This window comes from Algoriphagus kandeliae (assembly GCF_004571135.1).
GTDB lineage: Bacteria > Bacteroidota > Bacteroidia > Cytophagales > Cyclobacteriaceae > Algoriphagus > Algoriphagus kandeliae.
In genome coordinates, this window is the sequence record NZ_SPSB01000002.1 from 320,741 (window position 1) to 335,725 (window position 14,985).

The window sequence follows — 14,985 nt, forward strand, 5'->3', positions numbered from 1 at the left end:
AATAAAAAAAGGCTGAGAATTTTCTCAGCCTTTCAATCAAAAATTTATGGTGGTTAATTCTGATATACTCGGATAACTCCATCCCCTTCCGAGCTGACAAGAAGGGTAGCCTTTCCATTAGGGCTTTCTTCAGAAGGGATAAAAAGCACACCCTCTGGCGCGTCTCCAGTTTCTAGGATTTGCACGTAGGTAACTCCTCCAATGCCTCTTAACTCATAAACAGCTACAGCATCAGCTCGCTCCATTCCTACAAACAGGTATGTTCGACCATTCACTATTCCTATTTCGACTGCTTCCGGTTCCACTCCTTTATTGTCGCTTCTTCCGTCATCATACAAGGAAGGATTTGTTGCCAAAAGGTCTTTTTCCAAATTTTTATAATCATTCACTTTTGTTCCGTTGTTTCCATTCCAAATCGTGAAAGATCGGCCACCAATTCCATGAAGCACATCAAAATCCCCATCTCCATCCAGGTCGCCGGATGCGGTGGTCACAGTATACCGTCCTAGGTTTTCATCCTCTTGCAAGAAATCAGCATTTGGAAAAGCATCTGGGTCTAAATCCAGGTCTTTAACCCTGGACTCTTCCTCATAAGTTTCATATTCCCGAGTATCTCCTTCATTCGCGGTAATGTAGAACTCTGCACTTCCCAAAGAATAAGATACAATAGCGTCTGGTAGATAATAGGCATAAATTGGCCAGTTTTGAAGATTAACTCCACCATCCCGATCACTTGGATCCATTTCATTACCATTTTTGGTATGGTCCTTTAGTCCCATTGGGAAAATATCAGTGATTATTTTTCTTTTGATATCCACCTTGGCAATTCCATTATTTTCCTGAAGGGTAACCCAAGCTGTTTCGGATTTGGAATCAATGGCCACATATTCCGGTTCGGTATCTTGTGCCAAAGAAGCATTTGGTCCAAATACACGATACCCCCCAGCCATTAATGCCTCTTTTTGGCCTTCAAAAGATTCAAATCCCAAAGTCGTTACATCGAAGCCCATTTCCACATCGATGATGGAAATTGAACCTTCTGGATCGATGGAGTAATCATCATTTGGCTCGCCTTCATTCGCGGTCATGATATATCTTCCATTTGGACTAAAGGTCACCATATCCGGTAATGCTCCCACAGGAATTATTGCGAGAGGGGTTTCCAGGTTGCTTGTTTCAAAAACTAGAACGGAACCATTGTCGGTTTTGGTAAATGCTTCTACTGCAATCGCCAAAAGTCCATTTTTCACAGCAACAGAATTGACTCCTCCACCATAGGAAGTGATATCAATAAAGCCTGTCGGTAACATATTTTGTGGATCAGAAAAATCGATAATGTCCACGGTAGAAGACAGGCTATTGTTTACAACAAAAAGTTGCTGTGTCTCCGGATCGTGAGCAGTGATTTCAGCGGCAGCTTCCCCGCCAATATCGATACTTGAAACTTGTGTAAAGTTGGACTGAAAAGGAATTCCTTTCCCTCCGCGCTCCATACAGGACGCTAGGGTAAATATCATCCCAAAAATTAATGCTAGTCTTTTCATGATAAATAAGAGTTTTTGGTTGGTTATTAAAAGGATGAAATTATCTAGCAAGAGTCTTAATTGATTGATTTTCAGGTTAAATAAAGGGGAAGGAATGGTTAAGTTTTTTAGATAGAATTAACAGGCTGTTAATATGAATTGGGAAATTCCCCAAGCCTTTGAATTAGAAGGTTTTTAAAATTTATTAATAAAGTAAAAAGACATTCAAATAAAAATTTGTTTATTGGTTGGTCGATAAACCCCTAAGACCATGAATGTTACTACTATTGATTGGGTGATCATCGGAGCTTTCTTCGTTATCTCCTTATTAATTGGAATATTAACCTCCAAAAAAGCCGGATCTTCTGCCAAAGAGTTCTTCCTTTCGGGACGAAATATGCCTTGGTGGTTACTTGGTGTCAGTATGGTGGCGACCACTTTTTCAGCTGACACTCCCAATTTGGTAACGGATATTGTTCGGAAAAATGGAGTAAGTGGTAACTGGGCTTGGTGGGCTTTTCTACTCACTGGTATGTTGACTGTATTTGTCTATGCCAAATTGTGGAGAAGGTCCGAGGTCACGACGGATTTGGAGTTTTATGAATTGCGGTATTCAGGAACAGGAGCCGCTTTCCTTCGTGCCTTTCGAGCCATCTATTTAGGGGTGTTTTTCAATGTGGTTATTATGGCCACGGTTTCTCTGGCTGCAATTAAAATTGGAGGGGTGATGTTAGGATTAAGTCCTATCCAAACCCTACTTATAGCCTCAATTGTCACAGTAATCTATAGTTCACTTGGCGGCTTGAAAGGGGTTTTGCTGACTGATTTCTTCCAGTTCTTTATTGCCATGATCGGAGCCTTTGGGGCGGCTTACTTTATCTTGGATCTTCCTGAAATCGGAAGCTTGCAAGGCTTACTAGCCCATGAAAATGTGGCTGATAAGCTAGACTTTGTTCCTGATTTTGATGATCCAAATGTCTATGTTCCTTTGTTTATCATTCCCATAGCTATTCAATGGTGGGCTACTTGGTATCCAGGTGCAGAGCCGGGAGGTGGAGGCTACATCGCTCAGCGAATGCTTTCTGCTAAAGATGAGAATAATGCGGTTGGTGCCACTTTATTCTTCAACATTGCGCATTATGCGCTTCGTCCTTGGCCTTGGATTATCATTGCCCTTGCCTCACTTGTTGTCTTTCCTACTATCTCTGATATGCAGACTGCCTTCCCAGAGATTCCTGCCGATAAATTGGGGGATGACTTGGCATATTCGGCTATGTTGACTTTCCTACCTACAGGCTTATTGGGAATTGTTTTGGCTTCCTTGATTGCCGCTGTAATGTCGACTCTTTCGACCCATCTCAACTGGGGGTCTTCCTATATAGTAAATGACTTTTACCTACGATTTATAAAGCCTGAAGCGTCTGATAAGGAATTGGTGGCAGTAGGTAGAATCTCTACGGTAGCATTGATGGTTTTGTCGGCATTTTTGGCTTTGGCTTTGTCTTCAGCCCTGCATGCATTTAATATCTTGCTTCAGATTGGAGCTGGAACAGGTCTTATTTTCATCCTTCGCTGGTTTTGGTGGAGAATCAATGCCTATACAGAGATTTCAGCTATGGCAATTTCCTTCGTCGTAGCCATCTTTTTTGAAGTGATCAATCCAAATGTCAATTGGATAATGATACCTGAAGACCAAGCCTATCTGAAATTGATCTATTCCGTTTCCTTTACTACGGCGGGCTGGCTATTGGTGACCTTTTTGACCCGGCCTGAAAAAGATGAAGTTCTCCTAAGCTTCTACAGAAAAGTACACCCAGCTTCTTGGGGTTGGAAAAAAGTATTGGATAGATATCCGGGTGAAAAACAAGTAACAGGTCAACTTCCAAGAGAAATCGGCTTGATGTTAATTGGATCCATCATGATCTATTCCGCTCTTTTTGCTACAGGTTTCTGGATTTATGGAGAGGCGCTTGCTGGAAGTATCGCCACGGTTGTAGCCTTGGCAGGGGGAGTGATTATTTACAGATCCTGGAAGTATATCAGTTAATTTTCAAATTTCAGCGAATTCATCAGGTGGGCCATGTCCACCTTGATGTATTCAATGACGGGGGCTAAGGAGTCATTTTTTAATGCAGTATTGAAATACAAAGCTCCTCGAAGGAAATGCTCCGTTGAATCGGTTACAAAAAATTGGAACTGCGTAGGTACTTCACCCGAAAGTTCGGCTACCACTCCGGTATAGCCTTCAGGAGTGAGCAGAACTGATTCTTCGATTCCATAGGCTTTGATTTGATGCTTTGCTGTCAGCTTAAAGGCATCGTTGGATAGGGTACGAAAGTCTACTTCATTGGAAATGGGTTTATAGGTCAAGTGGACTTTGGCTCCAAAATCCTTGTAATTCAAATTGATCCAAGCTTTTTCCTGTAGGTTAAAAGAATCAGGTTCCACCTCGCTATAACGCGAATATTCCAATTGATAGGGATATCCCTCTTCAAGCGCTTGATAGTTATGATTGGGTAGGTCGATTCGGTTGTAGCCTTTCGGTTTGGGCAAAAAGGTGTTTTCACAACTTGCTAATAATCCAGCGATTAAAAAGAAAAACAAGAATTTTTTCATAGCATAAAATTAGCCTTTCGATTTGATTTCATTCTGGAATAGTGGAACTTTAATACTCAACCAACCCAATCCAAAAATGAAAAAGCAAGTTAAAACACTTTTTACTAGCCTATTTACCTTGGCATTTTTGTTTGTCTTGGGAAATCTTCATGCTCAAACGACCATGGATGAATTTCTCAGCAAATGGAGAAACGGAAAGCAATTTACCATTGATGTCCTGAACGCTATGCCTGAATCAGGTATGGATTACAAAACGGATCCGGAAGCAATGAGTTTCAAAGAGCAAATTCATCACATTGCATCTTCAGCAGTTGGAATAGCACAGGGATACTTGATGGGAAAAGACCCGGGGTTCAGTATTGATTTGGCTACAGCAAGTAAGGCTGAGCTAGCTGATTATGTAGCAAAGGCCTATGATTATACCGAAGAAACAATGAAGGCCGTTCCAGCTGACAAGGCCGGAGAGGTTATTGAGGTTTTTGGAATGAATGCAAGCCGAAGACAGATAATGGCTTTGATCATGGATCATAGCACACATCATCGTGGTGCCGCAATCGCCTACTTAAGGGCGAATGGAGTCACTCCTCCAGCATTCGTAGCACTTTAAAAAAAAATGGCCGCTAATAATCTTAGCGGCCATTTTTTTATTCTCTGATCCAACCTACTCGGTCTGCAATCGGCTCTCGTTTTCCAGCTGGCCAATTGTCTGTAGCTGGTTTAGCGACATAGAAGAATCCCATCAGCATATCTTCTCCTTCCAGCCCAAAATCTTCCCTAGCTTCTTCCCAGAAAGTTGGTCCACCTGTACCCCAGTAGCAGGCTAATCCATGTGCACAAGCTGTCAGGTACATGTTCTGAACAGCCATGGATACTGCAGCAATTTCTTCCATCACCGGAATGCCGGAACCTTCCGTTCGGTTCATCAAAATGGCAATCACGTGAGAAGCTTTCAGCGGATTTTCCTTGAATCGCTGATAAGTTGCCTCGATGAAAGGAGTCCCATTTTTCTCAGCGCGCTTTTTATATAATTCTGCCTGATAATCGGCGAATTTTTTCAAGCCAGCTCCTGTGTAAACGATGAATCTCCAAGGCTGAGTCAATTTGTGAGTAGGTGCCCAATTCGCATTTTCGAGCATTTCCTCGATGATGGAATCATCCACGGGGTCATTCTCTTTGAATTGAGCAACAAACATGGATCTTCTTCCACGAATGATTTTATTGACTTCTTCGATATTGAAATCTGGTTTTTGCATTCTATTAAACAGCTTTTGAGGTTTCCATTTTGTTAATAATGTCTTCGTAATCCAATCGATCCCAGTTTTCAGTAATTAAAGGGTCGGCCATCACCTGATCCATGATAGCTTCTTGGAGCTTTCCTTGCGCGTAAGCCTCCGCATAGCCCATATCTGAAAAAGTGACCATGGAATACAGGGGAATCCACTCTTTGGGGTATAATTCATGCAATTTGCTCTCGATCTTCTTTCGAATAACAAATTTAGGATCTGCTACTGAGTCCCGCATTTCGATGAAATTTTCCATTGCCAATCGGCAAATCGCATCTGTATCAGGCTTTCTCTTTTTCTGGAATTTTTCAAAAACCAAATCCCAGGAATTGTGGCCGTATTTATCGATGAGCTGATTGAGGATATAGCAATCTTCAAAACCGCAATTCATTCCCTGTCCATAAAATGGAACCATGGCATGGGAAGCATCACCCAAGAGCAAACTGTGTCCCTGCACCCAAGGATAGCATTCAATGTTGATCAAAGCCGAGGTGGGATTCTTGAAAAATTCCGTTTTCAAATCCGGCATCAACTCATAGGCATCATAGAAATAAGCCTGGAAGATGGTTTCCAAATCATCCTCATCATTGATTTTTTCGAAGCAAACCTTTGTGCCTTCAAAAGGCAAAAACAAGGTACAGGTGAAGGATTTATCTGGATTCGGTAATGCGATTAGCATGAATTTACCTCTTGGCCAGATATGCAAGGCATTTGGATCCATGGCAAACTCACCTTCAGGAGTCGCAGGAATGGTCAGTTCCTTATATCCGTGAGAAATATATTCCTGCTTGTAGTTGAAGCGCACTTGCTTTTGCATGGACATACGAAGGGAAGAATATGCCCCATCTGCCCCAATGATCACTGGAGCGATTTTTTTGGTTGTTCCTTCAGGACTTGAAAAAGTAATACTTTGATCTCTGAAGTCTACTTCTTCGCATTTATGCTCAAAATGAATGGTTGCTCCCAAGCGCTCGGCTTCTTCCATCAGCAATTGGTTGAATTTGCCTCTGGAAATAGAATAAATCGCCTGTCCTTCCAGGCCATAAGGCATAAAGGAGGTTCCACCGTGCTCATCGTGAATTCTACGACCATACATAGGGATGGCAAGGGGCTTGACTTGATCGATAAGACCAACTTGTTCTAAGCTTTTCCAACCACGATGGCTCAAGGCCATATTAATGGAGCGTCCACCTTCGTAGTATTGGGATTTTCGCATATCAGGACGCTTGTCGTACACGTGCACGTCAAGTCCCTGTTTTTTTAGAAAGATGCTAATGAGGGACCCGATCAGGCCGGCTCCAAGCACCGTTATTTCTTCTTTTTTCATGGGGATGAGTTGATCCTCGCTTCCTTAAGCGAATTTTTCCAAGGATTGTTCCAAAATCTTTGCAAATCGGAACACATCCAAGTAGCTGTTGTACAGGGGAGTAGGCGCCAATCGGATGACATTGGGATTTCGCCAATCTCCCACTACTCCATGTTGATACCATTCATCGAAGACGGCTTTTCCGCCGCGATGAATCAGCAAAGATAACTGACAGCCCCTTTCTGCTGGGTTTTTGGGGGTAATTATTTCCAAAACCCCTGATTCTCCGCTGATTTCCTCAATCAAGAATTCTAAATAACTTGTCAGTTTTTCGCTTTTTTCCCGAAGATTTTTGATCCCCGCTTCCTGAAATATATCCAAGGAAGCCTGATGGGCTGCCAAGGCTAATACATTGCTGTTGGCTAGCTGCCAACCGTCGGCACCGAACATAGGGATGAAACCTTTTTCCATCAAAAATCGCTGCCCTTCATCATGTCCCCACCAGCCTGCGAAACGAGGAAGATCGGGTCGCTCGGCATATTTTTCATGAACAAAAATCCCAGAAACATTCCCTGGACCGGAATTCAGGTATTTGTAACTGCACCAAGTGGCAAAGTCCACTCCCCAATCATGAAGAACTAATGGTGCATTACCCACTGCATGTGCCAAATCGAATCCGGCATAGGCACCCACCGAATGAGCGGCCTCCGTGATGGCTTTCATGTCAAAAACCTGACCCGAATAATATTGCAGGCCGGCCATGTTAACCACAGCCAATTGATTGCCTTGGTTCTTGATTTCCGCAATAATGTCTTCTGTACGAAGGATATGCTCTCCTGGTCTAGGTTTTAATTCCACGATGGCTTCAACTGGATCATAACCGTGAAATTTCACCTGACTTTCCAGCATGTATTGATCTGAAGGAAATGCTCCAGCCTCGACAATAATCTTAAATCGATCAGGGGTAGGCTGATAAAAAGAAACCATGAGCAAGTGCAAATTCACGCTCAAATTGTTCATAGCCACCACTTCATGCTCATGAGCACCTACAATTTCAGCCAATGCCGGCTTTGATTTTTTTCGGATATGATACCAAGCGTCTTCCCCATGAAAATGTCCATCTACGCCTAATTCAGCCCAATTAGTAAGCTCTCGATCCAAATAATCCCTGACGCTTTTAGGCTGAAGGCCTAAAGAATTGCCACAAAAATAAATGACCTCCCGATCATTTACTTTAGGGAAATGAAAGCGGTTTCTAAAATCCTTCAAAGGATCTTCGGCATCCATTTTTTGGGCAAAGGATTCTGAGAACTCGTAGTTCAGCTTGCTCATGTTGTGATAGGATTAATTGGGAAAGGGTAAATTATTTTTCCATGACAGTTCCGCACTTTTTACAGGTGCGAAGATCTTCACTTGACCAGAAGCGCTCCATGATTGGAGGAAGTTGGCTGACGATATCGGTCAATTCCACGTATTCTTCATGGAGGAGATTATGGCAGTTTTCACAATACCACATGAAGCCGTCCTTTTCTCCCTCCCTTCGATATCGCTCCATAACCAAACCAACTGTGTTTGCTGGTCGTTGTGGCGAATGTGGAACGCGTGGAGGAAGCAAGAAGATCTCTCCTTCTTTGATAGGAATATCTTTTGGGATTCCTTCATCGATCACCTTGAGGACAATGTCACCTTCAAGTTGGTAGAAAAACTCCTCTCCTTCCTCGTAGTGGTAATCTTTTCGGGCATTTGGGCCCCCAACTACCATCACGATGAAGTCTTTATTTCCTTTATATACCTGTTGATTGCCCACGGGAGGCTTCAACAAATGCCGATTGTCATCAATCCATTTTTTGAAATTGAAAGGAGGAGTAAGTGCCATGACGTGATTTTTTTGATGATCTTAAGATCTAACTCGCTGAGGGGCTAAAAGTATTAAAAAACACGCATTTTTTTGGTTTACTTTGTTTGAAACTACCTGCTAATGAACTTCCCCATTTACGACCTTCATTGCGATATGCTGTCCTATTTGGCTAAAGTGCCAAATGCAAATGCCTTTTCTTCAGAGGATATTGCTTGTGCTGTTCCTTGGCTTCAAAAGGGTAACGTTCACCTGCAAGTCATGGCAATTTATACAGATGTTCGTCCCGGCTCCATGGAGTTGGCGAGAAAACAGGCGGTAATTTTCCAAGATCTTATTCAAAAAAACTCTGATATTTTCTGTGCCTTTGAACCTGGTAGGGAAGTTTCTTCCAATCAAATTGCTCTGATTGCTTCCATCGAAAATGCTGCTGGTTTGGGAGAGGAAAATGCAAATTGGGAGGATATTCAAAAGCAATTTGGTGAGATTCTTTTAAGAGTGGGAAAATTGGCCTATATCAGTTTGACCCATCATACCGAGAACCGATTTGGTGGAGGAAATTACACCGAAGGAATCGGTCTAAAGGAGGATGGAAAACGCCTACTTGATCTCATGCATGGAAAGAAAATTCCGGTGGATTTATCTCATACCTCTGATTTATTGGCCGAGGGAATTTTGAATCACATCGATCAGGAAAGTTTGGATGTTCCTGTCATTGCCAGCCATTCCAATTATCGGGCAATCTGGGATCATAAGCGGAATTTGACTGATGAATTTGCACAAGAGATTATTCGTCGACAAGGGATAATTGGAGTGAACTTTCTACGGGCATTTTTGGATAATTCTGTCCCAGAACGATTGTATGAGCATATTTTGCATGGATTTGAAATAGGCGGAGAAAACGCTCAAAGCTTTGGAGCTGACTTCTTTTATACGGGAGATTTTCCGGATAAAAGCCGCCATCCTTTTTACTTTCCTTTAGCAGAAAATGCTTCTAAATATCCAGAAATTTTAGGTGTGCTTCAGCGATCTCTTTCTCGGGAGCAGTTGGAAAATTTGGCTTATAAAAACGTTCAGAATTTCTACCAAAACCTCTATAGCTGATGTCTTCCCATCATTTTGTCAAAGAGCAACAAGAGCCTGCTGTGGTGATACTCGATATCGAGGATTTTTCCTGGGAGCAGTTGTCTGGGCTTTTTGAATGGGTGCCTACTGTACTCGTGGCTGAGCCTGCAGTGGAGCAAGTTCTTTCTTGGGGGATTAAAATCGACGTGATTTTGGCATCTTCTGCTTTTCAAAAGGAAAATATTCACCTTTTAGAAGAGCAATACCCTTTACGCTTTTTTGAAAGTGGTAAAGGGAAATTCACCCAGGATGCCTTACATTATTTGATGGCCTCCGATCATCGAGCGGCTCATTTGGTTGGTTTTCCCATTGGGCAGTTTGATGATTTGGCCCTTTTTATGGAAAAGTTGGATTTGTGCATTTTTGACCAAGGGAAGAAGTATTTTCCCGTCAAGTCCGGAGAATTGAAGAAGTGGTATCCAAAGGGAGAGTTGGAACTTTTTGGCCAAAAAGAACAGCTGGTACGAATAGAAAATAAAGAAGAAATCCTTGACCCCTCAGCTTATATAAGCATTTCGGAAGGATTGAATCACTTTTATTCAGAAAAACTCTTTTGGATTGGGGAATCTCTGACTTAAATCTGGCGGGCGAGGGTTTCCATCAATTGCTCCAAATAGTGCTGATCTTCCTGGTCAAAGTCATTTAACTGATCGCTATCCACATCCAAAACAAGGATAACCGCTCCATTTTTGATTAAAGGCACGACTATTTCAGAGCGGCTTGCGGAGCTGCAGGCAATGTGCCCTGGGAATAAATCAACGTCTGGAACGAGTTGGGTTTTGGCTTCTTTCCAAGCTGTACCGCAAACTCCCTTTCCAAAATTAATCCGTGTACAGGCTATTGGTCCCTGAAAAGGCCCCAAAACCAACTGATCATTTTTTACCAGGTAAAAACCCACCCAAAAAAAACCAAAAGCCTCTTTTAGAGCCGCGGTGATATTGGAAAGATTGGCATACAAATCAGGCTCTCCATGAATCAAAGCTTCGATCTGAGGAATAATGGTCTGGTATTTTTCAGCTTTACCAGCTTCTGCGGGGATATATAAATTTTCAGACATGGAAATAAAAGGAAAGAATATCGTCTTCTAATTGAACTTGTTCAGTTGGAGGAATAGGCATCACGGGAGCTGCAATTCCTTCTTCAAATCGAACTTGACTGGTAAACACCCGGGCTTCATCCCAAAGTTCGGCTTCAAGGAATTTTTTCAAAACAAAAGTACCTCCTTCTATCAGCACACTTTGAATCTTCCTTTCGTGAAGGTCAGCCAAGATTTCCCCGGGATCCATTTCCGGAGTTAATTTGACATAGTCCAGATTCTCGTGGCTTTCACTTTTGATGGAATTGTAGCAAATGGTAGGCTGGGTTTGGTCGAAAAGCTTAAGGCTTGAATCCAGAGCCAAATGTCGATCGATCACGATTCGAATAGGATTTTTCCCCACCCAATCTCTCACATTTAGGGCTGGATTATCATAATGGGCCGTATTTCTCCCTACCAAAATCGCATCTTCTTCCGCTCGCCAACGATGAACCTGCTGCCTGCTCAAGGCATTGGAAATCCATTTGGAGGAAAAGTCCTTTCGGGCAACAAAGCCATCTGCTGTTTGAGCCCATTTCAAAATCACATAAGGTCGATTTTTTTCTATCTGTGTGAAGAATCTCCGATTTTGCCATCTTGCTTCCTTTTCCAGAAGTCCAGTTTCTACCTTAATTCCTGCTTGACGCAGAATTTCAATCCCTTTTCCACCAACCAAAGGATTGGAGTCTAAGGCAGCGATTACCACTTTTTTCACCCCTTTTTGAACAAGCATATTGGCACAAGGAGGGGTTTTTCCAAAATGGGCGCAAGGTTCTAAGGTTACATAAACTGTGGCTTTTGCAAAAAGACTCGGATCCTGAACCGCATTGACGGCATGAACTTCCGCATGTGGTCCACCATATTGTTGATGGTATCCCTCACCGATGATTTTTCCATCTGCTACAATCACACAACCAACCATGGGATTTGGGCTAACACTACCCTTTCCCAATTCAGCCAGTTCCAAGGCCCTTCGCATGTATGCTGCTGGATTTTCCATCAGGGCTTGGGTCTAAAGCTAATCCGATCTAAGGTGAGACTTTCTCGATTGATAATTTCAACCCCCAAAAGCGTATCTGCCAAAAATGCATCATCCTTAGGGTCTAAGTAAATATCATAGATTCCTGCAGGAAGCCGAAACAAAAAGGAACCGGAAGAATTGGTATGGGTGCTGCTACTATCTCCATTGGAAATAGCGTAAACAGCAGGGCTCAAGGAGGTTTGGGAGATGCTACCTTTCAACTCTCCGAATTGACCGGGATAAACGGTCAAAACATTAGGGTTCAGTTCAAAAGAGTATGGTTCGGTAGAAATGGTTCGAATGGATTTTTCCAAATCAATATCCAAGATCAAATCATAGGAAAGTCCTGCTTCTAAACTGAGTTCTGCATCAATAGGAATAAGAGGATCCAAATTAGAATTCAAAGGGATGGAATAAGACTTTTCATCTTTCCAAAGGCTATGGCTAGTTCCTAGACGCATTTCCATCCCAATAATTTGACCAGGAGGTAGAGTACCACGACCCAAGAGCAGTACTTCGCCTCCGACCAAGTCGGATACTTTGATACGCTTGTCTCCGAGTTCGTAGGGAATAAAAAATGACTGCTGCTCAGTATCTCGACCTTCCACATTCATCAGCACATTGACTCCCTCGATTTCTATAAATACAGAATCATAGGCAGGAGGAGAGTCTACTAGGACTAAATTAAGCAGGGCTTTTGGGCTTTCATCACCGCTTGAACAGGCGATAAAGCTGATCGACAGGATAAAAAAAATAAAAAGGGCGTGGATTTTTCTCACGCCCAAATTTAGGTCAAAACTTTGATGGAATGGTGCTCCAATTCCGGAAAATTGAGCTTTTGCTTTATTCAACCGGTTGTAAAATAATTGGACTAGTTGTCGTGATTTTGCCCTCCTCGACTACAATGTCAATCAATTCCAATGATTGATAGGATTCATTCGGGGTGATTTTAAGGGAATAAGTTCCGGGTTCTAGACCTTGAATGACAAAAGCTCCTTCAGCATTGGTGAAAGTCGAGAAGGATTCTCCATTTTGAAAAGCTTCCATTAAAATAGGTTGAGCTTCTGAAGGAAGAACCTGTCCTTGAATCCCTGCTGTTTCCTGCAAAAATGCTCTCAAAACAGGTTTCAGATTAATGTTCCCTGAATTTCCGGCAACAATAATTGATTTGGCTACATCAAAGTCAATAATGATTCCATACGCATTTCCAGCTTCGAGTTTTTGATCTAATTTGAGTTTAAGTCCGCTTTGCTGAGCAGAGGGAGTTTTCAGTTCAAATTGTTCCTCTCCTTTGACCACATAGTTGTTTTCTCCCAGAACTAATCGGATTTGATTAATCCTTCCAGACTCAAAGGATTCAGTGCCGATTAAGAAAGAGTTTTCTCCAGTCAATTCCATCAAATTAACGAGTTGGCTGCCACCTTCCACAGGGATTTCTTCCCAAGTGGATTCATCATCATTTTCCTCACCGTTTTCCGTTACATACTGTACCCGGACTGAAATAACTTCTACCCAAACTTCATCAAAATCTCCAGGTGCATCCACTAAGGTAAAGCTGACCAAGGCTTTTCTACTAGTCGGAGAATCATTGAAATCACATGAAAATGAAATCAGAAGGATTGATAAGATTAAGAAGTTTTGGATTAAATTTTTCATAGTTTGGTTTGGTTTCAGGCTCTTTTACAAACAAGTGTGATGCCAAGAGTTAACGAAGCAGAAAGAGATTTTGTATTAGAAATTTTCATTTCTGGTTTTAGCTAAGGGATTTTTTGGTTGGGAAATCCCTACAAATTCCGTGAATTCTTTCTGAGCCTTCTTATTTTTGGGCATGATGAAATGGGAACGCCTCCTCAGTAGGGGTAGATTTGGAGAAAAGCCGGGATTTATTCCCACACAGGCAGCAAGAAGTGAGTTTGAAGTCGATTATGACCGAATTATTTTTTCGGCTCCTTTCCGTAATCTACAGGACAAAACACAGGTATTTCCTTTGCCGGAGCAGGCATTCGTGCATACACGTCTGACGCATAGCTTGGAAGTTTCTTCGGTAGGGCGATCTTTGGGAAAAGCCGCTGGGGAATATCTCCTTGAAAAATATCCCAACCTGAAAAAAACAGAGCTATCCGCATCTGAAATTGGCGGAATTGTAGCCGCAGCTGCTTTGACCCATGATATAGGAAATCCGCCCTTTGGGCATGCTGGAGAAGAGGCTATTTCTGATTTCTTCAAATTCCACGCAAAAGGAAGAGCTTGGGAAAAGCACCTTCGTCCCGAACAGTGGGTTGACCTTTGCAATTTTGAAGGAAATGCTCAAGGTTTTCGTATGCTAGTTTCCAAGCAAAATGGGCTCAAACTTACTTATGCGACTTTGGCAGCATTTACCAAATACCCAAGGCCAAGCTTTATTTCCCATCGGGATATTGCCCGGAGAAGTCAGAAGAAATTCGGTTTCTTCATTAATCAGCTTTCGGATTTCGAGCAATTGACAGATTTCTTGGGGATTGAAAAATCCAGCGAGGAATGTTGGTTTCGTCATCCTTTGGCCTTCCTCGTGGAGGCTGCCGATGATATCTGTTACTCCATTATTGATTTGGAAGACGGATGTACCATGGGGCTGGTGAGCTTTGAAGAAACTGTAGCATTATTGAAGCCCATACTGGGAGATAAATTCAATCCCAAAAAATTAGAAAACCGTACCCAATCTCAGAATTTGGGAGCTCTACGAGCCTTGACCATTGGGGTCTTGATTCAGGAAACCGTGGAGGCTTTTGCCCAATATGAAGAAAGCATGTGCAAGGGACATTTTGACAAAGCCTTGACGGATGTGATTCCTTCTGCTAAAGCCCTTCAGGCGATTTCTGAATTATCTATTCGAAAGATTTATCGATCACAAGTAGTTCTCGAAAAAGAAGCTGCAGGCTTTCAGGTCTTAGAAGGATTACTGGAAGTATTTGGTCAGGCCCTGTATCATAAGTTTTATGCACCCGAACTTTTCTCCGGTCAGGATAAAAGCATTTTGCGATTGCTTCCTGAAGATTTCCCATTGAAAGGATGGGGAGCAGAGGTTAATCCTTATCCTTTGTTGCGCCAATTGATTGACTTTATTGCTGGGATGACGGATAAATATGCACTCAACTTGTATCGACGCGTGAAAGGGATCTCCTTCCCGGGAGTTTGATAAGTT

15 protein-coding genes are annotated in these 14,985 nt (G+C 42.4%); 5 read left to right on the top strand and 10 right to left on the bottom strand.

The genetic code is table 11. The features are described 5' to 3' along the window. Positions 1 to 53: 53 nt before the first annotated feature. Positions 54 to 1,544 carry a choice-of-anchor I family protein gene (locus E4S40_RS05970; RefSeq protein ID WP_135072186.1) on the bottom strand — a complete coding sequence of 497 codons (1,491 nt, stop codon included), beginning with the start codon at positions 1,542 to 1,544 and terminating at the stop codon, positions 54 to 56. A gap of 250 nt (positions 1,545 to 1,794) precedes the next feature. Here E4S40_RS05970 and E4S40_RS05975 point away from each other — a divergent pair, with 250 nt between their 5' ends. Continuing rightward, a complete protein-coding gene (locus E4S40_RS05975) occupies positions 1,795 to 3,570 on the top strand; it encodes a sodium:solute symporter family protein (RefSeq protein ID WP_135072188.1) in 1,776 nt (591 codons plus the stop codon). On the opposite strand, the gene gldD is transcribed toward E4S40_RS05975, so the two are convergent. Then, positions 3,567 to 4,139: a gliding motility lipoprotein GldD gene (gene gldD / locus E4S40_RS05980; RefSeq protein WP_135072190.1), complete on the bottom strand. Its 573-nt coding sequence runs from the start codon at positions 4,137 to 4,139 to the stop codon at positions 3,567 to 3,569. The two genes, E4S40_RS05975 and gldD, sit on opposite strands and share 4 nt — an antisense overlap. A gap of 76 nt (positions 4,140 to 4,215) precedes the next feature. On the opposite strand from gldD, the gene E4S40_RS05985 reads away from it, so the two are divergent. After that, complete coding sequence (locus tag E4S40_RS05985) at positions 4,216 to 4,746, top strand: DinB family protein (RefSeq protein WP_135072192.1); 531 nt, start codon at positions 4,216 to 4,218, stop codon at positions 4,744 to 4,746. Positions 4,747 to 4,783: 37 nt separating this feature from the next. On the opposite strand, the gene E4S40_RS05990 is transcribed toward E4S40_RS05985, so the two are convergent. Genes E4S40_RS05990 through E4S40_RS06005 form a run of 4 tightly spaced genes read right to left on the bottom strand, consistent with a single transcriptional unit; the run spans position 4,784 to position 8,604 of the window. Then, positions 4,784 to 5,392: a nitroreductase family protein gene (locus E4S40_RS05990; RefSeq protein WP_135072194.1), complete on the bottom strand. Its 609-nt coding sequence runs from the start codon at positions 5,390 to 5,392 to the stop codon at positions 4,784 to 4,786. A 4-nt stretch (positions 5,393 to 5,396) separates the two neighbouring features. Further along, entirely contained in the window at positions 5,397 to 6,749 is a 1,353-nt protein-coding gene (locus E4S40_RS05995; RefSeq protein ID WP_135072196.1) for an FAD-dependent oxidoreductase, read from the bottom strand. A gap of 24 nt (positions 6,750 to 6,773) precedes the next feature. Then, the gene (gene kynU, locus E4S40_RS06000; protein ID WP_135072198.1) at positions 6,774 to 8,060 is read right to left on the bottom strand and encodes a kynureninase; all 1,287 of its coding nucleotides are present in this window, start codon (positions 8,058 to 8,060) and stop codon (positions 6,774 to 6,776) included. 31 nt (positions 8,061 to 8,091) lie between these two features. Continuing rightward, the gene (locus E4S40_RS06005; protein ID WP_135072200.1) at positions 8,092 to 8,604 is read right to left on the bottom strand and encodes a 3-hydroxyanthranilate 3,4-dioxygenase; all 513 of its coding nucleotides are present in this window, start codon (positions 8,602 to 8,604) and stop codon (positions 8,092 to 8,094) included. A 102-nt stretch (positions 8,605 to 8,706) separates the two neighbouring features. On the opposite strand from E4S40_RS06005, the gene E4S40_RS06010 reads away from it, so the two are divergent. Further along, on the top strand, positions 8,707 to 9,687 hold the full coding sequence (locus E4S40_RS06010) for a dipeptidase (protein ID WP_135072202.1): 981 nt from the start codon (positions 8,707 to 8,709) through the stop codon (positions 9,685 to 9,687). Beyond that, positions 9,687 to 10,286: a thiamine pyrophosphokinase gene (locus E4S40_RS06015; RefSeq protein ID WP_135072204.1), complete on the top strand. Its 600-nt coding sequence runs from the start codon at positions 9,687 to 9,689 to the stop codon at positions 10,284 to 10,286. Before E4S40_RS06010 ends, E4S40_RS06015 begins: the two co-directional genes overlap by 1 nt. On the opposite strand, the gene E4S40_RS06020 is transcribed toward E4S40_RS06015, so the two are convergent. From E4S40_RS06020 to E4S40_RS06035, 4 genes are all read right to left on the bottom strand, one after another. Continuing rightward, positions 10,283 to 10,765, bottom strand: coding sequence for a GAF domain-containing protein (locus E4S40_RS06020; protein ID WP_135072206.1), 483 nt, complete (start codon positions 10,763 to 10,765; stop codon positions 10,283 to 10,285). The genes E4S40_RS06015 and E4S40_RS06020 overlap by 4 nt on opposite strands. Next, the gene (gene ribD / locus E4S40_RS06025) at positions 10,758 to 11,783 is read right to left on the bottom strand and encodes a bifunctional diaminohydroxyphosphoribosylaminopyrimidine deaminase/5-amino-6-(5-phosphoribosylamino)uracil reductase RibD (RefSeq protein ID WP_135072208.1); all 1,026 of its coding nucleotides are present in this window, start codon (positions 11,781 to 11,783) and stop codon (positions 10,758 to 10,760) included. Before ribD ends, E4S40_RS06020 begins: the two co-directional genes overlap by 8 nt. After that, positions 11,783 to 12,583, bottom strand: a complete 801-nt coding sequence (locus E4S40_RS06030) for a DUF4382 domain-containing protein (protein WP_161971779.1) — start codon at positions 12,581 to 12,583, stop codon at positions 11,783 to 11,785. The genes ribD and E4S40_RS06030 overlap by 1 nt, the downstream gene beginning before the upstream one ends. 64 nt (positions 12,584 to 12,647) lie before the next feature. Next, positions 12,648 to 13,460: a DUF4382 domain-containing protein gene (locus tag E4S40_RS06035; protein ID WP_135072212.1), complete on the bottom strand. Its 813-nt coding sequence runs from the start codon at positions 13,458 to 13,460 to the stop codon at positions 12,648 to 12,650. Between the two features lie 172 nt (positions 13,461 to 13,632). On the opposite strand from E4S40_RS06035, the gene dgt reads away from it, so the two are divergent. Beyond that, positions 13,633 to 14,979, top strand: coding sequence for a dGTP triphosphohydrolase (dgt, locus tag E4S40_RS06040; protein ID WP_237563139.1), 1,347 nt, complete (start codon positions 13,633 to 13,635; stop codon positions 14,977 to 14,979). Positions 14,980 to 14,985 lie beyond the last annotated feature (6 nt).